Source organism: uncultured Sphingomonas sp. (assembly GCF_964244235.1).
Taxonomy (GTDB): domain Bacteria; phylum Pseudomonadota; class Alphaproteobacteria; order Sphingomonadales; family Sphingomonadaceae; genus Sphingomonas.
In genome coordinates this window covers 13,542-33,792 of the sequence record NZ_CAXTII010000023.1, presented here as the reverse complement: position 1 = coordinate 33,792, position 20,251 = coordinate 13,542, and the positions used below count along the sequence as shown (strand labels likewise).

At 67.4% G+C, this 20,251-nt stretch carries 19 protein-coding genes and 2 tRNA genes; 18 read left to right on the top strand and 3 right to left on the bottom strand.

The features are described 5' to 3' along the window. Both ACFE7D_RS06155 and ACFE7D_RS06150 read left to right on the top strand, forming a co-directional pair. The coding region (locus ACFE7D_RS06155; protein WP_375394551.1) for an AAA family ATPase at positions 1-585 on the top strand (585 nt) is incomplete at its 5' end. A 164-nt stretch (positions 586-749) separates the two neighbouring features. Further along, positions 750-2,552, top strand: coding sequence for an aspartyl protease family protein (locus tag ACFE7D_RS06150; RefSeq protein ID WP_375394550.1), 1,803 nt, complete (start codon positions 750-752; stop codon positions 2,550-2,552). 4 nt (positions 2,553-2,556) lie between these two features. On the opposite strand, the gene ACFE7D_RS06145 is transcribed toward ACFE7D_RS06150, so the two are convergent. From ACFE7D_RS06145 to ACFE7D_RS06135, 3 genes are read right to left on the bottom strand one after another with little or no spacing between them, the layout of a single operon-like run. Further along, on the bottom strand, positions 2,557-3,153 hold the full coding sequence (locus ACFE7D_RS06145) for a methyltransferase family protein (RefSeq protein WP_375394549.1): 597 nt from the start codon (positions 3,151-3,153) through the stop codon (positions 2,557-2,559). Beyond that, a complete protein-coding gene (locus ACFE7D_RS06140; protein ID WP_375394548.1) occupies positions 3,153-3,398 on the bottom strand; it encodes a hypothetical protein in 246 nt (81 codons plus the stop codon). The genes ACFE7D_RS06145 and ACFE7D_RS06140 overlap by 1 nt, the downstream gene beginning before the upstream one ends. Then, positions 3,395-5,095: a M1 family metallopeptidase gene (locus ACFE7D_RS06135; RefSeq protein ID WP_375394547.1), complete on the bottom strand. Its 1,701-nt coding sequence runs from the start codon at positions 5,093-5,095 to the stop codon at positions 3,395-3,397. Before ACFE7D_RS06135 ends, ACFE7D_RS06140 begins: the two co-directional genes overlap by 4 nt. A gap of 518 nt (positions 5,096-5,613) precedes the next feature. Here ACFE7D_RS06135 and lon point away from each other — a divergent pair. From lon to ACFE7D_RS06055, 16 genes are all read left to right on the top strand, one after another. Then, positions 5,614-8,007 (top strand): endopeptidase La, encoded by a 2,394-nt coding sequence (lon, locus tag ACFE7D_RS06130; RefSeq protein WP_375394546.1) that lies wholly within the window; start codon positions 5,614-5,616, stop codon positions 8,005-8,007. Between the two features lie 150 nt (positions 8,008-8,157). Then, complete coding sequence (locus tag ACFE7D_RS06125; RefSeq protein WP_375394545.1) at positions 8,158-8,430, top strand: HU family DNA-binding protein; 273 nt, start codon at positions 8,158-8,160, stop codon at positions 8,428-8,430. Positions 8,431-8,504: 74 nt separating this feature from the next. Next, a tRNA-Val gene (locus tag ACFE7D_RS06120) sits at positions 8,505-8,579 on the top strand. 188 nt (positions 8,580-8,767) lie between these two features. Then, positions 8,768-9,577, top strand: a complete 810-nt coding sequence (locus ACFE7D_RS06115) for a type II secretion system protein N (RefSeq protein ID WP_375394544.1) — start codon at positions 8,768-8,770, stop codon at positions 9,575-9,577. 2 nt (positions 9,578-9,579) lie between these two features. Beyond that, a complete protein-coding gene (gspD, locus tag ACFE7D_RS06110) occupies positions 9,580-11,841 on the top strand; it encodes a type II secretion system secretin GspD (RefSeq protein ID WP_375394543.1) in 2,262 nt (753 codons plus the stop codon). After that, positions 11,841-13,364: a type II secretion system ATPase GspE gene (gene gspE, locus ACFE7D_RS06105; RefSeq protein ID WP_375394542.1), complete on the top strand. Its 1,524-nt coding sequence runs from the start codon at positions 11,841-11,843 to the stop codon at positions 13,362-13,364. Before gspD ends, gspE begins: the two co-directional genes overlap by 1 nt. Positions 13,365-13,495: 131 nt before the next feature. Next, a complete protein-coding gene (gene gspF, locus ACFE7D_RS06100) occupies positions 13,496-14,719 on the top strand; it encodes a type II secretion system inner membrane protein GspF (RefSeq protein WP_375394541.1) in 1,224 nt (407 codons plus the stop codon). A 160-nt stretch (positions 14,720-14,879) separates the two neighbouring features. Next, a complete protein-coding gene (gene gspG, locus ACFE7D_RS06095; RefSeq protein ID WP_375394540.1) occupies positions 14,880-15,338 on the top strand; it encodes a type II secretion system major pseudopilin GspG in 459 nt (152 codons plus the stop codon). Further along, positions 15,265-15,795, top strand: a complete 531-nt coding sequence (locus tag ACFE7D_RS06090; protein ID WP_375394539.1) for a GspH/FimT family pseudopilin — start codon at positions 15,265-15,267, stop codon at positions 15,793-15,795. Before gspG ends, ACFE7D_RS06090 begins: the two co-directional genes overlap by 74 nt. Beyond that, positions 15,785-16,189 carry a type II secretion system minor pseudopilin GspI gene (gspI, locus tag ACFE7D_RS06085; RefSeq protein WP_375394538.1) on the top strand — a complete coding sequence of 135 codons (405 nt, stop codon included), beginning with the start codon at positions 15,785-15,787 and terminating at the stop codon, positions 16,187-16,189. The genes ACFE7D_RS06090 and gspI overlap by 11 nt, the downstream gene beginning before the upstream one ends. Beyond that, positions 16,186-16,842, top strand: coding sequence for a type II secretion system minor pseudopilin GspJ (gspJ, locus tag ACFE7D_RS06080; protein ID WP_375394537.1), 657 nt, complete (start codon positions 16,186-16,188; stop codon positions 16,840-16,842). The genes gspI and gspJ overlap by 4 nt, the downstream gene beginning before the upstream one ends. After that, positions 16,832-17,818, top strand: a complete 987-nt coding sequence (gspK, locus tag ACFE7D_RS06075) for a type II secretion system minor pseudopilin GspK (RefSeq protein WP_375394536.1) — start codon at positions 16,832-16,834, stop codon at positions 17,816-17,818. Before gspJ ends, gspK begins: the two co-directional genes overlap by 11 nt. After that, positions 17,815-18,888, top strand: coding sequence for a type II secretion system protein GspL (gene gspL / locus ACFE7D_RS06070; RefSeq protein ID WP_375394535.1), 1,074 nt, complete (start codon positions 17,815-17,817; stop codon positions 18,886-18,888). Before gspK ends, gspL begins: the two co-directional genes overlap by 4 nt. Further along, a complete protein-coding gene (gspM, locus tag ACFE7D_RS06065; RefSeq protein WP_375394534.1) occupies positions 18,885-19,358 on the top strand; it encodes a type II secretion system protein GspM in 474 nt (157 codons plus the stop codon). The genes gspL and gspM overlap by 4 nt, the downstream gene beginning before the upstream one ends. Beyond that, positions 19,358-20,086 carry a type II secretion system protein N gene (gene gspN / locus ACFE7D_RS06060; protein ID WP_375394533.1) on the top strand — a complete coding sequence of 243 codons (729 nt, stop codon included), beginning with the start codon at positions 19,358-19,360 and terminating at the stop codon, positions 20,084-20,086. Before gspM ends, gspN begins: the two co-directional genes overlap by 1 nt. 66 nt (positions 20,087-20,152) lie before the next feature. Next, a tRNA-His gene (locus ACFE7D_RS06055) sits at positions 20,153-20,229 on the top strand. Positions 20,230-20,251 lie beyond the last annotated feature (22 nt).

Below are 20,251 nucleotides of genomic sequence, written 5' to 3'. Positions count from 1 at the left end.
CGCAAGCATCCGCAGCAGGAGTTCCTGCAGGTCGACACGACCAACATCCTGTTCATCTGCGGCGGTGCGTTCAGTGGCCTCGAAAAGATCATAGGCGACCGGTTGCAGGGCAAGTCGATCGGCTTTGGAGCTTATGTTGCTGCCCCCGAAGAGCGTCGGACGGGTGAACTGCTTCGTTCGACCGAACCCGAGGATTTGTTGAAGTTCGGGCTGATCCCGGAATTCGTCGGGCGTCTGCCGGTTATCGCGACGCTTGAGGATCTCGATATCGATGCGCTGGTGAAGATTTTGTCCGAGCCGAAGAACGCGCTGGTGAAGCAGTATCAGAAGCTGTTCGACATGGAGCAGGTCGATCTGAACTTCACCGACGACGCGCTTGTGCAGGTCGCCCGCAAGGCGATAGAGCGGAAGACGGGTGCGCGCGGGCTTCGCTCGATCCTCGAATCGATTCTGCTGGACACGATGTTCGAACTGCCGGGGATGGACGGTGTCGACGAGGTGATGATCGACAAGGACGTGATCGAAGGCCGCAAGGAACCGATCCGTGTCTATGCCGAGAAAAAGAAGACCGGCGACGCGGCATAGCCGGCGTGTTTCAGGTATAAATGGGGGCGTCGGGAGACCGGTGCCCCTTTTCGTTCGGAACGATGTCGCTTGACGCCGAAAGCACCGCAATCGGTCCTCCACGCTTCTCCCCGGTCGTTCATTATCCTAACATAGCGCAGGATGGCAGGGCACGGAGGATTCGGATGCAGCGTGCGCTCACGATCATCTCGGCAATCGGTTCGATGACCTTGTCGGCCCCCGCGCTTGCCGAAACCAAGTGCACGGTCGGCCAGCTCATGGAGTTCCCGGTCACCATGGTCGGGCTGAAACCGATGGTGACCGCGACGGTCGATCGTCATGAGGCGCGCTTCACGATCGACAGCGGTGCCTTTTACAGCACGATCTCGCCGGGCACCGCCGCCGAGCTCGGCCTGCATCTGTCCGACGCCCCGGCCGGTTTTCACTTGCGCGGGATCGGCGGCGAGGCGACGAACACGCGGGTCGGCACGGTCAAGACGCTGTCGGTGGCCGGTCATGATTTCCACAATGTGCAATTCCTGGTGGCCGGCAGCGAAGTCGGCGGTGCCGGCTTGCTCGGACAGAACTTTCTCGGTCTGGCAGATGTCGAATATGATCTGGCGGGGGGCGTCGTCCGGCTGATGCGGTCGCATGATTGCGACCGGGCGGATCTCGCCTACTGGGCGGAGGTGGGCAAGCCGGTGTCCGAACTGTCGATCCAGCCGCTGCTCGACGCGCGCAATCATACCAAGGGCACGGTGACCCTGAACGGAACGAAGATCGACGCGACGTTCGACACTGGTGCAGGTCAGACCCTGCTGTCGACCACCGCGGCGGCGCGGGCGGGCGTTCGGCCGAATAGTCCCGGGGTTACCCCTGCGGGCTATAGCCGGGGACTTGGCCGCAAGTTCGTCCAGACCTGGATCGGCACCTTCAACGAACTGACCGTCGGTGACGAGAAGATCCAGAAGATCCGCCTGCGCTTCGGCGATATGAGCGATGGCGGGTTCGACATGCTGATCGGCGCGGATTTCTTTCTGTCGCACCGCGTCTATGTCGACAATCACCGGCACCGGCTGTTCTTCACCTATAATGGCGGACCCGTGTTCGATCTGAAGACCAGGCTGCCCGCGCCGGAAAGCGGCACCGACGCACCGCCCGCAGCCCGGCCGATCGCGAGTGCGAGCGCGACACCTGCGACGGTGCCGACGGGAGCACCGATGACGGCGGAGGAGTTCGCCCGTCGCGGCGCGGCCGAGACGTCGCGGCGCGACTTCGCCGCGGCGCTGGCTGATCTCGATCGTGCGACCACGCTTGCGCCGGACAATGCGGACTATCGTTATCAGCGTGCGGTCGTATTGACCGACAGCGGCAAGTTGCCGGCGGCACGGGCGGATGTCGATCGCGCGCTGACGCTGCGGCCAGGCCATGTCGATGCATTGATGCTGCGCGCCACGCTCCGCTTCATGGCGCGTGATCGCGACGGCGCACGGGCGGATCTGGACGCGATATCCGCGGCGGTGGCGAAGCCGGCGGATGTCCGGCTCGCGCTCGCGAACCGGTATTCGTCGCTCGGGGCGGAGGCGGCGGCGATCGAGCAGCTCGATCAGTGGATAGCCGCGCATCCCGACGACAGCCGTATGCCCGGTGCGCTCAACTCGCGGTGCTGGGCGCGGACGATGGCGAATGTCGCGATCGACGACGCCATCGCGGACTGCAACAAATCGCTGCGGCTGCGCCCGCACATCGCCGCGACTTTTGATTCGCGCGGGCTTGCCTATCTGCGGCGCGGCGACCTCGATCGCGCCACGAAGGATTTCCAGGCTGCACTGGCGATCAACCCGAAAATGGCCTGGTCGCTGTACGGGCGCGGGATCGTCCGGTCGCGCGGCGGCGACAAGGCCGGCAGCGACTCGGACATCGCCGCCGCGGTCGCGATCCGGCCGGGGATCGCGAGCCAGGCCGAGCATTACGGGATCAGGCCGTAGCGTCTCAGAACACCCCCGGCACGAACCGCCGGACGCGGCGCGCATAGTCGTCATACGCGCCGCCGAACAACGCACCGAGCAGCCGTTCCTCTTCGCCGATCCGCAGCCAGGTGCCGATGGCGTATAGCGGTATGGCACCGATCAGATGGCTGACATGGCCATAGGCGATCGCCATCGCGAGCATGAGCAGGAACAAGGCGACGTAGATCGGATGACGGATGATCGCGAACGGGCCGGTTGCGACCAGCCGGTGGTCGTCACGGGTCCGTGCGACGATGCTCCAGTTGCGCCCCATCGTCCGCGACGCCCATGTGAACAGCCCGACGGTACCCGCCATGAGCAGCGCGACGATCGTGGCCTCCGCCCACGCCGTCGTTCCAAGCGGGTCGAGCGTCACGTCGATCCGACCGGCCCCGGCAAGCACGACCCCGAGCGCCTGTACCGCGATACCGAGCATCGACCGCCGCGACCGGGTGGCGTTGCCGCGGGCCTCGGCACCCGCACGCCGCCGGGCCGCCAGCAACGCGACGACGAGAAAGAACAGTAACCCGATCGCGAACGCTGCGATTCCAGGCAGGCCGGCGGGGTCGTTCCGCCACATCACCGCCGCGGCCGCTGTGCCGCGGCGATCGCGATGCCTCCTGCGATCTGGAGCAGTCCATAAAGCCGCCGCCGCCCAGGACGATCGCCGAACGGGCGGACCAATGCATCGACCGCGCCGATGTCGCTCCGCCACAGATCGACATGGCGTTCGGGCTGGAGCAGCCCGAGCAATCCGTCGCCGATCATGAAGACTGCCGCCATCTCCGCCGATCGCCGGAGCCCCGTTGCCACCAAGTCGTTCATTTGCGTGCCTTTCGCTGCGCCGATTGCCATGCCTGATAGGCCTCCACCGCCTCCGACCGCTTAAGGACGCGCGCGTTCGGATCGACGACGACCTGCGCGTTTCTGGGGACCGTCAGGATTGCGCGGCCGCCCGTCATCGCCACACGCTGCAGCCGTTCGCCGACCCTGACCTCGACCGGCATCGGGAAGGTCGTGCCGCCCGGCGCGACCCAATCAAGCGTCAGCCGGGTACCGGTCCGGGTCTGCTCCAGTTCGGGCAATGCCGCCTGGCGCAGATACACGTCGAAGAACCAGCGATAATCCCTTCCCGTCACCTGCCGCACGAAGCGCTCATACTCCGTGGTCGATCCGTAGCGCGGGGTGAAGTTGCCTGGCTTCGGATCGACGCGGCCATAGACCGCCAGCCGGGTCACCTCGCCCCACGCCTTGTCGCCAATCAGCCAGCGAAGCGTGTGGAGCATCCACGCGCCCTTGTAATAGATGTCCTGCCCCGAGCCTCCGCGCGAGGGTTCGTACACATCCTCCTCGGTGATGACGCGGCCGCGGACGATCGGAACCTTGTTCTCGATCCGGGTACGCTGCCCGTCCATCATCGCGGCGTAGCGCGCGTCGCCTTCGCGCCACAGCCCGTAGAGCGGCTGCATATATTCCTCGTAACCCTCGTGCAGCCAGTAATCATCCCAGTTGCCGGCGGTTAGCTGGTTGCCGAACCATTCATGGCCGAATTCATGCTGGAACAGCCAGTCGAATCCCTCGGGTGCCTTGGCATATTCATTGCCGTAGCCGTTGATCGTCTGATGCTCCATGCCCTTGTAGGGCGTCTCGACCACGCCGACCTTCTCGTCGCCGAACGGGTAGGGGCCGACGACGGCTTCGTAGAAGTCGAGCGTCGGCGCGAATTCGGCGAACAACGCCCTTGCCTTGACGTCCTCGCCGGGCAGATACCAATAGTACATCGGGATGCTGTTCCCGAACTTGCTTCGGTACGTGCCGCTGATGACCTCGTACGGTGCCACATTGAGCGCGATGGCGTAGGTGTTCGGGTGCCTCGCCCGCCAGTTCCACCGCGTCCGCCCGTCGCCAAGCGTATCGACGCCCAGCAGCACGCCGTTGGACGGCGCCTTCAGGCCCTTGGGCACGGTGATGTGCAGCGTGACGACGCCCGGCTCGCCGGTCGGGAAATCGAGGCACGGCCAGAACAGGTCGCAGCCAATCCCTTCCGCGGTCGTCGCGAACCAGGGGCGGCCGTCGGGGGTCTTCGCCCAGACCATCCCCGAATCCCACGGTGCCTTGACTGCGACGTGCGGCTGGCCGCCATAGGTGATGCGCGCGGTGACGGTGCGACCGGTGGCGGTGGGGGCGGGAAGGGTGATGGACAACCGTCCCTCGGGATTGCTCCACGCGGTTCGGGCAAGCGCGGTGCCGTCGATCGCGATCGCGCTGACCGGCAGGTTGCGGTCGAGATCGACCTTGAGCACCGTGAGCGGCGCCTTGGCGGTGAACACCAGTGTCGCGACGCCGTTCAGCGTTTCCGTTTCCGGCAGCACCTCGAACGACAGGTCCGCGCTGGCGAAGCCGAGCTTCGCCTGGTCGGGATCGATCGGACCGCCTGATTTTTGCGTCTGAGCGGTGATCGGTGGTTCGCCTTTTTTGGGGAGCGGGCCGGCGGCGGCGAGAGCGAGAAGGAGGGCGATCATCGTGGCAAGCTAGGCGATTGTCGGCGTGATGCGAAGGGTCTCCGCAATCCCCCCTCCCGCGCGCGGGAGGGGGGGACGAGGTCCCGTTTCCGCGATCGTAACCCGCCGATTGCCTGCCTACCGAAACAAGTCTGGCATAACGAAAGCCTCGATTCGCTTGCCGCCGATCGCACGAAATGCAATCGGAAGTGGACGAACCACACGCCACGTCAGCGCGGGAAACGCCCCGCGCGAAGGATCGACGGCATTGCGTGGAACGGAGACGGGCGGTTGGCGGTCATGGGGCGAGTGGACCGGAATAACGCCGTGTAGGACAGCGATATCGCTCTTCCTCGTTCCCCGGCGAAGGCCGGGGTCCAGGCTCGGCGCGAACGCGCCGATCGATGTTGCCGCATCGCCATTGGTTCAGGGCTGGACCCCGGCCTTCGCCGGGGAACGGAGATTGATGGAACCGCAATCCTACCCATATACGGGGTCAACGGCAGTCCCGCGTATCGGAATCGCCGACCGGAGCTTTCATGACCCAATACCCAGTCCTGCCCCTTCGTGACATCGTCGTTTTTCCGCACATGATCGTGCCGCTGTTCGTCGGTCGCGACAAATCGGTCGCCGCGCTTGAGGCGGCGATGGCGGCGGAGAAGGAAATCTTCCTCGTCGCGCAGCTCGACCCGGCGAACGACGATCCGGCGCGCGACGACCTGTATTCGATGGGCGTCACCGCGACCGTGCTGCAATTGCTGAAGCTGCCCGACGGCACCGTGCGCGTGCTCGTGGAGGGCAAGGCGCGGGCGACGCTGGAGGTTTTGTCGGAAGCGGACGGTTTCCTGACCGCTGAAATCGAACCCGTGCTCGATCGGGAGATCGAGGGGCCGGAGGTCGCCGCGCTGATGCGATCGGTTGTCGACCAGTTCGAGAATTATGCGAAGTTGAACCGCAAGTTGTCGTCCGAGACCTCGGTACAGCTGTCCGAGATCGTCGATGCGCTGAAGCTCGCCGATGCGGTCGCCGCGAACATTCAGGTCAAGGTCGCCGAGAAGCAGGCGCTGCTCATGGAGGGCGATCCGGTCAAGCGGCTGGAGATGGCGTTTGCGCTGATGGAAGGCGAACTGGGCGTTCTTCAGGTCGAGAAGAAGATCAAGAGCCGCGTCAAGCGCCAGATGGAGAAGACGCAGCGCGAATATTATCTCAACGAGCAGCTGAAGGCGATCCAGCGCGAGCTGGGGAACGAGGGCGACGAGGGCGACGGCGACGAGATCGCCGAGCTGGCGCAGAAGATCGCGTCGCTCAAGCTCAGCAAGGAAGCGCGTACCAAGGCGACGGCGGAGCTGAAGAAGCTGAAGACGATGGCACCGATGAGCGCCGAGGCGACCGTCGTGCGCAATTACCTCGACGTGCTGCTCGGCCTGCCATGGGGCAAGAAGTCGAAGATCAAGAAGGACATCGCCGCCGCGCAGATCGTCCTCGACGAGGATCATTACGCGCTGGAGAAGGTCAAGGACCGGATCGTCGAATATCTGGCGGTCCAGGCGCGTACCAACAAGCTGAAGGGCCCCATCCTGTGCCTCGTCGGCCCGCCGGGCGTCGGCAAGACGTCGCTTGGCAAGAGCATCGCCAAGGCGACGGGGCGCGAGTTCATCCGTCAGTCGCTGGGCGGGGTTCGCGACGAGGCGGAGATCCGCGGCCATCGCCGGACCTATATCGGCTCGCTGCCGGGCAAGATCGTGGCCAACCTGAAAAAGGCCGGTGCGTCGAACCCGCTGTTTCTGCTCGACGAGATCGACAAGCTGGGGCAGGATTTCCGCGGCGATCCGGCGTCGGCGCTGCTCGAGGTGCTGGACCCGGAGCAGAACGGCAAGTTCCAGGATCATTATCTGGAGATCGACCTCGATCTGTCCGACGTCATGTTCGTATGCACCGCGAACACGCTCAACCTGCCGCAGCCGCTGCTGGACCGGATGGAGATCATCCGGCTGGAAGGATATACCGAGGACGAGAAGCTGGAGATCGCGGAGCGGCATCTGGTCGCCAAGCAGATCGAGGCGCATGGGCTGAAGGCAGGCGAATTCGAGCTGACGCATGACGGCCTGCGTGCGCTGATCCAGCGCTACACGCGCGAGGCCGGGGTGCGCACGCTGGAGCGCGAGATCGCCAAGCTGTGCCGCAAGGCGCTGCGCCGCATCCTTGAGGGCAAGGCGACGAGCGTGACGGTCACGCCCGACAATCTCGCCGAGTTCGCGGGCGTCCAGAAATATCGCCACGGGCTGAGCGAGACCGAGCATCAGATCGGCGCGGTGACGGGACTCGCCTGGACCGAGGTCGGCGGCGAGTTGCTGACGATCGAAAGCGTGACGGTGCCTGGCAAGGGCGCGGCGAAGATCACGGGCAAGCTGGGCGACGTCATGAAGGAATCGATCGAGACCGGCTTCAGCTACGTCAAGGCACGCGCGCCGTCCTACGGGATCAAGCCGAGCCTGTTCCAGCGCAAGGACGTCCATATCCATCTGCCCGAAGGTGCGGTGCCCAAGGACGGACCGTCGGCGGGGATCGGGATCGTGACGTCGATCGTCTCGACGCTGACCGGCGTGCCGGTGCGGCGCGAGATCGCGATGACGGGCGAGGTGACACTGCGCGGCCGGGTGTTGCCGATCGGCGGGTTGAAGGAGAAGCTGCTCGCCGCGCTTCGGGGGGGCATCGAGACGGTGCTTATCCCGGCGGAGAACGAGAAGGATCTGGCGGAGATCCCGCAGAATGTGAAGGACGGGCTCCGGATCATTCCGGTCGCGCATGTCGACGAGGTGCTGCGATTGGCGCTGACCGAACCGCTTGCGGCGATCGACTGGACGGATGCGGACGAGCTGGCCGCTCTGCCACCCGCCCCGATCCTGCCCGTCGGCGGCGAACTCCATCATTGATCGATTGCGGTGGAGACGATCGCGCGGGACTTTGCGTCCCGCGTGGTGGTTTCGTTTGACTCGGGCAGCGGGGACCGCCTTATTGGAGGTTCTGCGTGCGCGATTCCTGGCGGAACGGCGGCTCGCACCAATGTCGAATGGGGGGTATGGATGAACAAGCAGGAGCTGATCGTGACGGTAGCGGACACGTCGGGGTTGACGAAGAGCGATGCGTCGAAGGCGGTCGAAGCCGTGTTCGACGCGATCTCGTCGTCGCTCAAGAAGGGGGACGAGGTTCGTCTCGTCGGTTTCGGCACTTTCTCGATCTCGAAGCGCAAGGCATCGACCGGTCGCAATCCGCGGACCGGCGAGCCGATGACGATCAAGGCATCGACCCAGCCCAAGTTCAAGGCGGGCAAGGGGCTTAAGGACTCGGTCAATTAGGGGCCGGCGGGCGGGGCTGGACAGTCCGGCCCCCGCCGCCTAAAGGCCCGCTTCCGGCTCCGACACGAGCTCCGGGGCGCGTAGCTCAGCGGTAGAGCACACCCTTCACACGGGTGGGGTCACAGGTTCAATCCCTGTCGCGCCCACCAATTTCCGAGGCGCTGGCCTTATATCGGAAGCGGGCGCCGTTCCGACACACCGCTCGTCATCCGTCGCACTGGGTCGAGCCCGCGGTGACGAGGGGAAGCGACAGGGACGATCGACGTCCGGCGCGTTTCCCGCCTTTGCCGCCGGGCCGGAACATGGCAATGGGGAGCCGAGTGGCAGGGACCGGCCGATGCGATTGAAGATGAATGCGCGGACGCGTCGCCTGCTGGCGCGATTGCCCACGGCCAATGTCTATTCGATCCTGGAATTGGCTTTGCTCGCCGCGCTGGCGGTGCAGGTCGCGCGGTTGCTGTGGGTCGTGGTCACGCCGGTCGGGCCGGTTGGCGACTGGCGTCCGGCGCAGCCGAGCGTCGCGGGGTCGGCGCGCGATATCCTGACCGGCTTCGATCCGTTCTTCCGGTTGAGCGGCGCAGGCCAGCCCGCCAGCGCCACCGCACTGAACCTGACCTTGTTCGGTACCCGGATCGACGAGGCATCCGGCCGGGGCTCGGCGATCATCGCCGGCGCGGACAAGCTGCAGAAAAGCATTGCGGTCGGCGAGGAGATCACCGCCGGGGTGAAGTTGAGGACGGTGGCGTTCGATCACGTCACGATCGACCGCGGCGGCGCGAGCGAGGATCTCTACATCGATCAATCGGGTGTCGCGCCGCCGATGGTGCCGACCCCCGGCCCCGCAACGCCGCCACCGATCACGCCGCCGATCAGCCAGCTTCGTCAGGATATCGGTTTCAGCCCGCGGATCGACAACGGCCGGATCAGCGGGCTGGTCGTCCGGTCGCAGGGCAGTGGCGTGCTGTTCCGCCAGGCGGGCTTGCGCGATGGCGATGTCGTCACCGCGATCGGCGGCCGCCCGGTGACCGGGCCGCAGGATGTCGACCGCGTCGCGCGCGATTTCGCCGGTGGCGGCGCGATTCCCCTCACCGTCGAGCGCGGCAGCACGACATTGCCCCTCTCCATCACGATCGCGCCGACCAAATGAGCATGAGATTTCGTCCACTCCTCATGTTGCCGATCGCGCTCGCGCTTGCTGCGCAGGCACATGCGCAGACGACGCTGAACGTCCGCGATGCCGATATCCGCGCGTTCATCGCCGATGCGGCGAAGGTGACGGGGCGGACTTTCATCATCGACAACCGGGTGCAGGGAAAGGTGACCGTCGTCACCGATCATCCGCTGTCGAAATCCGAATATTTCGAGATATTCCTGTCGACGCTGCGTTCGAACGGGTTGATCGCGGTGCCGACGGGCAACGGCGCGCTGCGCGTCCAGCCGATCGACAATGCCGCGTCGCAGCCGAGCCATGTCGGCACCGCGGGCGTCGGCCGGAACAGCTTCGTGACCGAGATCGTGCGATTGCATTCGATCGATGCACAATCTGCGGTCGATACGATCCGGCCACTGGTGAGCACGCAAGGATCGGTCACCGCGAACCGCGCCGGCAACAGCCTGGTGATCGTCGATTTCGCGGACAATATCCGTCGTATCCGCGAAGTGATCGGCCGGATCGATACCGATCGTTCGGCGACGCGTGTCGTCGCGCTGCAGAATGCCGGCGCGCGCGAGATCGCGACCGCGCTGAACGCGCTGATCGGGCAGGGGGCGGGTGCCGCCGGCGCGGCGGGCGCACCTGGCGGGGGTGCTGGACCGGGCGCGACCGTCGCCGCGGTCGAAAGCTCGAATTCGGTCCTGTTGCGCGGCGATCCGCAGACCGTGTCGCGGCTGGCGGGCGTGGCGCAGGAACTCGACCGGAAGGCGCGCAACGGCACGCAGATCAAGGTCGTGTTCCTGGAGAATGCGGACGCGGAGCAGATGCTGCCCGTGCTCCAGCAACTGGTCGGACAGCAGCCCGATTCGATCCAGGAAACGACGCTGTCGCACGGCAGTTTCAGCCAGGCGAGCGGCAGCAGCGGTGCCAGTACCAGTTCGGGGATCAACGGCGGCACGATCCAGGCCGCGCCGCAACCGGTCGTGCAGCAGCCGCAGCCCGCCGCGTCCGGCGGCGGTGCGAACGCGCAGGGCGGGCAGCAGGCCGCGATCAGCACGCAGGGCGGCCGAAGCGCCGCGGTCGTGACCCGCTTCGCCGGCGCCAACGCGATCGTGATCGCCGGCCCGGCGGAGGTGCAGCGACAATTGGCGGACGTGATCCACCAGCTCGATACGCGGCGCGAGCAGGTCGAAGTCGAGGCGGTCGTCGCCGAAGTCTCCGACGCGACGGCGAGCCAGCTGGGCGCGCAGATCCTGGTCGGCAATCTGAGTGGCGGTGCGTTCGCCGCGACGAGCTATGCCAACACCGCGCCCAGCCTGCTGACGATCGCCGGTGCGATCGGCGCGCGCGCACTGAACACCTCGACCACGACGATCAACGGCAGTGTCGTCACGACCAGCACCAACAGCACGATCAGCGATACGCTCGCGCAGTCCGCGCTGACCTCGATCCTCGGCACCAGCGGCGGGTTCGTCGGCGGCGCGGGCAGGATCGGCAGCACGGTCCTGGGCGCGATCGTCAACGCGGTGAAGAGCGATACCGCGTCGAACCTGCTCCAGACCCCGCACCTCATCACGCTGGACAATCAGCAGGCGCATCTGCTGGTCGGGCAGGAAATCCCGGTCACGACCGGGCAGGCGCTGTCGCTGTCCTCCGCCAATCTCAACAACGCGTTCCAGACGATCCAGCGCGAGAATGTCGGCATCACGCTGGACGTGAAGCCGCAGATCAATTCCTCCGGGTCGATCAAGCTGTTCGTCCGGCAGGAGGTCAGCTCGATCGCCGGGCCGGTATCCTCGACGAACTCGGAACTGATCCTCAACAAGCGGGGCATCGAGAACACGTTCGTGGTCGACGACGGCGCGATCGTCGTCATCGGCGGACTGCTGAGCGACGACGCGCGGCGGACGATCGAAAAGACGCCGGTCCTCGGCGACCTGCCCGTGCTCGGCAATCTGTTCCGGTCCAAGGCGACGTCGCGGACGAAGACGAATCTGATGATCTTCATCCGCCCGACGATCCTGCGAACCCCCGACGACAGCCGCCGCCTGACCGAGCAACGCTATGGCTATCTGCGCCAGCTGCAGGGCTATGCGCAGCCGGGTGTCGAGCCGTCGATCGACCAGCTGGTGCGCGATTACATGAACGCCGCGCCGCCGATCCCGTCCGCGCCGCTGCCAGGCAATATCGCCGATCCCAACATCGCGGTGCCGGTGCAGACGCGGTCATCCAAGGTCATCCGGCGGGGCGACAATTGATGGCGACCGCGGCGGGGATCGACAATGTCGCACCGCTGCCGCAGCTGACGCTGCCCTATGCCTTCGCGCGCAAATTCGGCGTGGTGGTGCAGCATAGCGACGTCGACAGCCATTTGACTGTTGCCCTAAGGGAAGGCGCCGATCCGAAGGCGTTGCTCGAGGTGCGGCGGCATCTGGGGCGGCCGTTCGATATCGGTGTGGTCGACGCTGCCGCGTTCGACCGGCTGCTCTCGGACACCTACGCCATGGACGGGCAGGCGACCGCGATGGCGATGGGCGGGATGGGCGAGCTGGACAGCCTGGCGGAGGGCATTCCGACCGCGGAGGACCTGCTCGATACCGCGGACGACGCGCCCGCGATCCGGCTCATCAACGGCGTCATCGCGGACGCCGCGCGCAACGGCGTGTCGGACATCCATATCGAGCCGTACGAGACCGGGCTGGTCGTCAGGATGCGCATCGACGGGGTCTTGCGCGAAACGCTGAAGATGCCCGCGCATGTCGCTCCCGTCGTGGTCAGCCGGATCAAGGTGATGGCGCGGCTCGACATCGCCGAGCGGCGGGTGCCGCAGGACGGGCGGATGGGGCTGACGCTGGGGGGCAAGCTGCTCGACGTGCGCGTCTCCACGCTGCCCAGCCGGGCGGGGGAGCGGGTGGTGCTGCGTATCCTCGACAAGGACAATGCCGGGATCGACCTGGAGGCGCTGGGGCTGACGCCGTCGATGTACGCGCTGTTGCAGGGGGTGCTGGCGGAACCCAACGGCATCGTGCTGGTCACGGGGCCGACGGGGTCGGGCAAGACCACCAGCCTCTACGCCGCGCTGCGCCTGCTGAACGACGGCAGCCGCAACATCCTGACCGTCGAGGATCCGGTCGAATATGCGATCGACGGGGTCGGGCAGACGCAGGTCAATCCAAAGGTCGGGCTGACCTTCGCCGCCGGGTTGCGCGCGATCCTGCGCCAGGATCCGGACGTCGTGATGATCGGCGAAATCCGCGACCGCGAGACCGCGGAGATCGCGGTGCAGGCGTCGCTGACCGGGCATCTGGTGCTGTCCACGGTGCACACCAACGACGCGGTCGGCGCGATCACGCGAATGCGCGACATGAAGGTGGAGCCGTTTCTGCTCGCCTCCACGCTGCGCGCGGTGATCGCGCAGCGGCTGGTGCGGCGACTGTGCCCGCATTGCCGCCGTCCGGTCGCCGCACGCGAGACGGTCGCGCCGCTGCTGGGAATCGATCCGGAGGCGATCGTCTTCGCGGCGAACGGTTGCGAGCAATGCGGGCATAGCGGCTTCAAGGGGCGGATCGGGGTGTTCGAGGCGGTGCGCGTCGACGAGACCATCCGGCGGTTGGTGAACGAGGGCGGCGACGAGGGGGCGATCGCGGCGCACGCGTTCCGGAATGCGCCGACGCTGGCGAGTGCGGCGCGGGAGCTGGTGCTGGCGGGGGCGACGACCGCGGAGGAGGCGGTGCGGGTTTCGCGGCGGGATGCGGTTGAGGTTGAGGGGGCCGATGCGTAGTCGCCCTCACCCTTCCGGCGCTGCGCGCCTCCCTCCCTCTCCCAAAGGGAGAGGGACGAGAACTCCCTCTCCCTTTGGGAGAGGGAAGGGGCCCGCGGCCGAAGGCCGTGGGAAGGGTGAGTACAGGGCGAATGCCTGACTTCGATTACATCGCCATCGACACCCGCGGTGCCGAAAAGCGCGGGCATGTCGCCGCGACTAGCATCGACGCCGCGCGTGACCGGCTCGACCGGCAGAAACTGTACGTCGTCCGGATCGATCCCGGCGCGCCGCTGCAGGCGAAGAGCCGCCCGCTGTTCGGCCTCCAGCTCGGCAAGCCCAAGATGTCGGGCAAGAACCTGACCCTCTTCACGCGCCAGCTCGCGACGCTCAACCGCGTGTCCCCGCTCGAGGAAAGCCTGCGGACGATCACGCGCCAGACCGAGCAGGACAGCGTCCGCGACATCGTGGCGGTCGTCCATGCGGGTGTCGTCGAGGGCCGCCGCCTCGCGGACGCGATGGCGCGCGAGCCCAGGAGCTTCCCCCCGCTGTACCGCGCGATGGTGTCGGCGGGCGAGAGTTCGGGATCGTTGCCGACGATCCTCGACCGCCTCGCCGTGCTGCTGGAGCGTCAGGCGGAGATCCGCGGCAAGCTTATCACCGCGCTTGCCTATCCGACGATACTCGCGATCGTCGCGATGGGTGTGGTGACCGCATTGATGATGTTCGTCGTGCCGCAGGTCGTCGAACAGTTCGATACGGTCGGCCAGACGCTGCCGTTCCTGACCCGGATGGTGATCGGGGTGTCGAACCTGCTGGTGCATTGGTGGTGGGTCATGCTCGTGGCCATCGCGATGATCGGGTTCGGCGGCTGGCGGCTGTTGAAGGATCCTGCGATCCGGCTGGCGTTCGATGGTCGGCTGCTGCGCATCCCGTTGCTCGGGCGGCTGCTGCGCGATCTCCACGCGGCGCGGATGGCGCGGACGCTCGGTACGATGGTCGCGAGTCGACTGCCGCTGCTCGAAGGGCTGACGCTGACCGCCTCCACGATCCACAACCGGCGGCTGCGGCTGGCGTCGGACGAGATCGTCGAGGCGATCCGCGGCGGCGGCAGCCTGTCCGCCGCGATGCGTCGCGCGGGCGTCTTTCCCCCGCTGCTGACGTATCTGGCTGCAAGCGGCGAGGCGGCAGGACGGCTGGACGAGATGCTGGAACGCGCGGCGGATTATCTGGAGCGCGAATTCGATCGCTTCACCGCGACCGCCTTGTCGCTGCTGGAACCGGCGATCATCGTCATGATGGGCGGTATCGTGGCGACGATCGTGCTATCGATCCTGCTGCCGATCCTGCAGCTCAACACGCTGGCGGGGCAGTGAGTTTGTGAGGATGTTCATGCGGTTTCCTTTCCCGTCCGTCACCCCGGCCTCGTGCCGGGGTCTATCGGTCCGCAAGCCAGAAGCCGTCGATAGCGCGGCACGATGGATGCCGGATCAAGTCCGGCATGACGAAAGAAAGCGCGAACACGGCTTCACGCCCGTGAGGCGTTCCGCCGAACACGGCTTCACGCCCGTGAGGCGTTCCGCCGAACACGGCTTCACGCTGGTCGAACTGATGGTCGTGATCGTCATCATCGGCCTGCTCGCGACGATCGTCGCGATCAACGTCCTGCCCGCGGGCGACAAGGCGAAGGGGGTGAAGGCCAAGGCTGACATCGCCAACATCCAGGGCGCGCTCGATCTCTATAAATTGCAGGTCGGCGCTTACCCGACGACCGCGCAGGGGCTGGCCGCACTCAGCACCCCGCCCGAGGGCGTATCGGCCGCGACGTACCAGCGCGGTGGCTATCTGAAGGGCAAATTGCCGGAAGACCCGTGGCATCACGCCTATCTCTACGCATCGCCCGGCAAGCACGGAGACGCCGATGTCTGGACCTATGGCGCGGACGGCAAGGAAGGCGGCGAGGGGATCGATGCCGATATCGGCAGCTGGGAATAGGGCGGCCGCGTTTCCACAGCGCGGCTTTACCCTAGTAGAGTTGATGGTCGTCGTGACCATCATCGCGCTGGCGTCCGCGGCGGTGGTGTGGGCGATCCCCGACCCCCATGGGCGCGTGCTCGACGAGGCCACGCGGTTCGCGGCGCGCGCCCGAGCGGCGCACGACGAGGCGATCGTCGGCGGCAAGCCGGTGAGCCTGTGGGCGACGACCGCGGGCTATGGGTTCGAGCGGCGGGAGAGCGGACAATGGTCGGCGATCGCGGACAAGCCGTTGCGGGTCGAACGCTGGTCCGAAGGCACCCGCGCGGCGGTCGGCGAGACGAGCGGACGGGTGCGGGTGGTGTTCGATCCCACGGGGTTGGCGGATCGGTCGGCCGACATCCGCCTCGATCGCCGCGGCGCGGGTGCGGTGGTGCGGATCGGGGCCGATGGCAGCGTGCGCGCCGATGCGGTCTGATCGCGACACCGGCTTCGTTTTGCGAAGGCGTTACGCCGAACACGGCTTCACGCTCATAGAGGTTATGGTCGCGCTCGCGGTGTTCGGACTGGCGGCGCTCGCTCTGATCCGGCTCGAATCCGCGACGATCCGCGGCGCGGCGACGCTGGACGGGACGATCCTTGCGCAGATGGTGGCGCAGAGCGTCGCGGTCGATGCGGTGACGAGCGCGCAGCCGCCGGTGCTTGGGCCGACGCAGGGCGCGATGGTGGACGGCGGCCGCAACTGGACCTGGACGCGCGTCGTGTCTCCGGCGGGTGGCGGCGGGATATTGCGGGTCGATGTGTCGGTGGCGGACCCGCGGGGGCAGGTGCTCGGGCGGCTGACGATGGTGCGGCCCGGGGTGGTGTCGTGAAGATCGGGGACGACGAAGCCGGTTTCACCCTCATCGAAGTCATGGTGTCGCTCCTGATCTTCGGCATGATCGCGCTCGCGGGTATCGCGATCCTGTCGTTCAGCATCCGCGCGCAGGCAGCGACGGGGGCGAAGCTCGACGATATCGGTGCGACCGATCGCACCATGTCGACGCTCGGTGCCGATCTCGCCCAGGCGCAGGCGCGACCGAGCAGGGACGAGCGCGGGACCCCTCGACCAGCCTTCGCCGGCGAAGGCGGCTCCGCGGTCGCGCCGATGCTTTCGCTCGTGCGCGGCGGGTGGACGAACATCGATGCGGTCCCACGCGCGACCGCGCAGAAGGTCGTGTGGCGGCTCGACGGGCACGTACTGGTGCGGCAGGCCTATCCGATGATCGACGGCGCGGCACCGCTTGCCCCCGCCGCGATGATGACGCGGGTGAAGAGTGTCGCGCTGCGCTATCGTTACGCCGGGGCCTGGACCGGCCGCTGGACCGGTGCGATCGGGCCGCCGCTGCCGCAGGCGATGGCGGTCGATATCGTGCGCGACGACGGCACGCTGTTCCGCCAGCTGTTCCTCGTGTCGACGGGGTATGATCCGATGCCGACTCCCGCCCCGACACCGACCCCGACGGGCCCGTCCCGTGCGTCCTGAGCGGTCGGAACGCGGCGCGGCGCTGCTCACCGTGCTGTTGCTCGTGGCCGTCGTCGCGGTGATGGCGGGCACCGCGCTGGAGAAACTGCGGGTCGCGACCCGGCTGACGGGCAATACCGTCGCGACCGGGCAGGCGCGCGCGTTCGCGAACGCCGCGGAGACGATGGCGATGGCACGCGTGACCAGCCTGCTGGCGTTCGACCGGGACAAGGTGACGTTGCTGGGCGGCTGGAGCGATCGACCGTTCGGCCTGCCGCTGCCCGGCGGTGGCAGTGCGACCGCGCGGGTGACCGATGGCGGCAATTGCTTCAACGTCAACGGGCTGGTTCAGCAGACCGGGCCCGGAGTCTATGTCGATTACGCCCCCGCGCGGCTGGAATTCGTCCGGCTGATGCAGCTCGTCGGCGTCCCCGGCAATGCGGCGAACCAGATCGCGGCGGGCACGCAGGACTGGATCGACAGCGACCAGGACGTGCAGCCGGGCGGGGCCGAGGATCCCACCTATCTGGCGCAGGCGACGCCCTACCGCACCGCCGGTACGCTGATGGCAGATACCAGCGAATTGCGCGCGGTGGCCGGGGTGACGCCCGATATCTACCGCGCGATCAGCCCCTGGGTGTGTGCGTTGCCGCTCGCGCGGCCGGTCGCGATCAACATCGACACGCTGGCCCCCGAACGCGCCCCGCTGCTGGCGATGCTGGCCCCCGATACGCTGCCGATCGGTGCAGCGCAGCAGGCCCTGTCGCGGCGGCCCCCGACCGGCTTCTCGGACACCGGCGCGTTCTGGCAGCAGCCATCGCTCGCGTCGATCGGTAATCTTGGCGCTGCGCAGGGGCGTACGGCGGTGACGACGACGTGGTTCGCGTTGCGGATCGACGTCGCGCAAGCATCGACCACGCTGACCGAACACGCAACGGTCGACGCGAACAGGCTTCCCGTCCGGCTCGTATCGCGGCAATGGGGGGAGGATCCGTGACCACCCTGCTCTTCCTTCCCGGCGACGATCGCGGCTGGTCCTGGATGCGGATCCACCCCGATGCGCGAGTCGAGAGCGGGGAGGGTGTTCCCGCGGACCAGGGCGATACCGTCGCGGTCGCGCCGGCGGATGCGGTGACGCTGCACTGGGCCGAACTCCCGGTGCGATCGGCGGCGCAGGCAACCGCCGCCGCCCGCATTCTCGCCGGTGAAGCGAGTGCCGGTCCGGTAACCGAACTCCATGTCGCGGTCGGTGAGGAAGGGCGGGCAGACAGGCCGATCGGCGTGGTCGGTGCGGGCCGGATGCGCGCATGGCTCGAGGCGCTGGCGGAGCAGGGCATCGACCCGGTCGCGATCGTCCCCGCGCCGATGCTGCTGCCGCGCCCGGAGGCCGGCTATGTCAGCGGCGAGATCGGCGGGCGGGGGGTCGTGCGCGGCACCAGCAGCGGCTTCGCGGACGAGGCGCGGCTGACCGATCTGGTGACGGGTGGCGTCGCCCCCGACGTGCTGGACCGCGATGCGTTGGCACAAGGGATCGCGGCGGGGTCCAGCAACCCCGCGCTCGACCTGCGACAGGGGATGTTCGCGCGCCGGCGCAGGCGGGCGCCCGACTGGGCGCTGATCCGGCGGCTGGCGGTGATGGCGCTCGTCGTGCTGGCGGCGACGCTCGCGATCGATCTGGTGAAGATCGCCAAATACGACTTCGCGGCGAGTGCGCTGGAAGAACGCGCGGATGCGCTCGCGCGCACCGGGCTGCCGCGCGGCGAAAGCGTGAACGATGCGGATCGTCAGCTCGACGAACGATTGGCGCGATTGCGCGGGCCGGGTCAGGGCTTTTCCGCGACGACCGCCGCAGTCTATGCCGCGGTGCGGAGCGTGCCGGGCAGCGAGATCACCGCGATCGATTTCGGCGCAGGCGGCACGCTCCGCGTGGCACTCGCCACCGACCGTCAGGCCGCCGTGCTCGACGTGAAGAGCGCCATCGAGGCGCTTGGCTACAAGGTCGACTCCGGCGTGTTCCAGTCCGCGGCCGGACGCGTGTCGGGCGAGATGACGGTGAGCATGCCATGAGACCCCTGTTCGCCTGGTTCGACGGCCGGTCGCTGCGCGAAAAGCGGCTGCTGCTCGTTGCCGCCGCGCTCGCGGTGCTGGCGCTGCTTTGGGGCGGGGTCGTCCGGCCTGTCGGCGATGCTCTGTCAAGCGAACGGGAACGCTATGCGGACGCGGTGTTGCGGCTTGGGTCGACCGAGGCGCGGGTCGATGCGGTTGCGGACATCGCACGGCGCCGTGCAGTAGCGAGTGGCCCGATCGCGGACACGGTCCGCGCTGCGGCCGAGCAGGCGGGTTTCACGCTCGCAAGCCTCGATCCTGCCGGACCCGACGCGGTAAAGATCGGTATCCAGTCGGCGCGCCCGGCGGCGCTCGCCGCATGGTTGGCACAGCTCGAGGCGTCGGGCGTGCTCGTGGGATCGGCATCGCTGACGAACAATGGCGACCGGACGCTTGGCGTGACGGTCACGTTGAGGGCACGGGGCAGCTGATGCGAATCCGGCTTGCCACCCGCCCGGCGGCGCTGTTCGGCGCGATGCTCGTCGTCATGCTGCTCGCACTGCTGCCGATGCGCGCCGCGCTCGGCTGGATCGGTGCGGACGATGACGGGCTGGTCGTGCGAACGGCGAGCGGCAGCGTGTGGGACGGGCGACTGACCGATGTCCGCTTCGGCGGCCTTGCGCTTGGCGACATGGACGCTGCCGTCTCGCCCTTCGCACTGTTGCTGGGGCGGGCGCGGATCGCGCTGGACGGACGCGATCCCGCCCAAGCGATTCACGGCGCGGCGAGCCTTAGCCGTCACGGCGTCGCGGTGGATTCGATGACCGCGCATGTTCCGACCGGCTCGCTGTTCGCGCCCGTACCCGTCAGCGCGATCGATCTCGATACGGTCAGCGTCCGCTTCCGCGACGGCCAATGCGAAAGTGCGGACGGCCGGGTCACCGCGACGCTGGCAAGCGGGGGGATCGCCGGTATCGCGCTGCCCGCGACCTTGTCCGGCCCCGCGCGCTGCGACGGCGGATCGCTGCTCGTGCCGCTCGTCAGCCAGGCGGGGACGGAGGGGATCACGATCCGGATCACGGGTGCTGGCAGCTATCATGCCGACCTGTCGCTCCGCCCCGGCGACCCGGCCGCGGTGGCGCGGCTGACGGGGGCGGGGTTCGCCGAACAGGGCGGCGCGTACCGGCTGTCGATCGACGGCCGCTTCCGCCAATCCTGACGGCCCATCCTGACGCTACGTCCTTGACGCCGCGGCCACGCGACCGCTAGGGGCGCAGGCTTCGCGGCGACCGTAGTTCAATTGGTTAGAGCGTCGGCTTGTGATGCCGGATGTTGCGGGTTCAAGTCCCGTCGGTCGCCCCATTCCCTTGCGCCAATTCCCGAG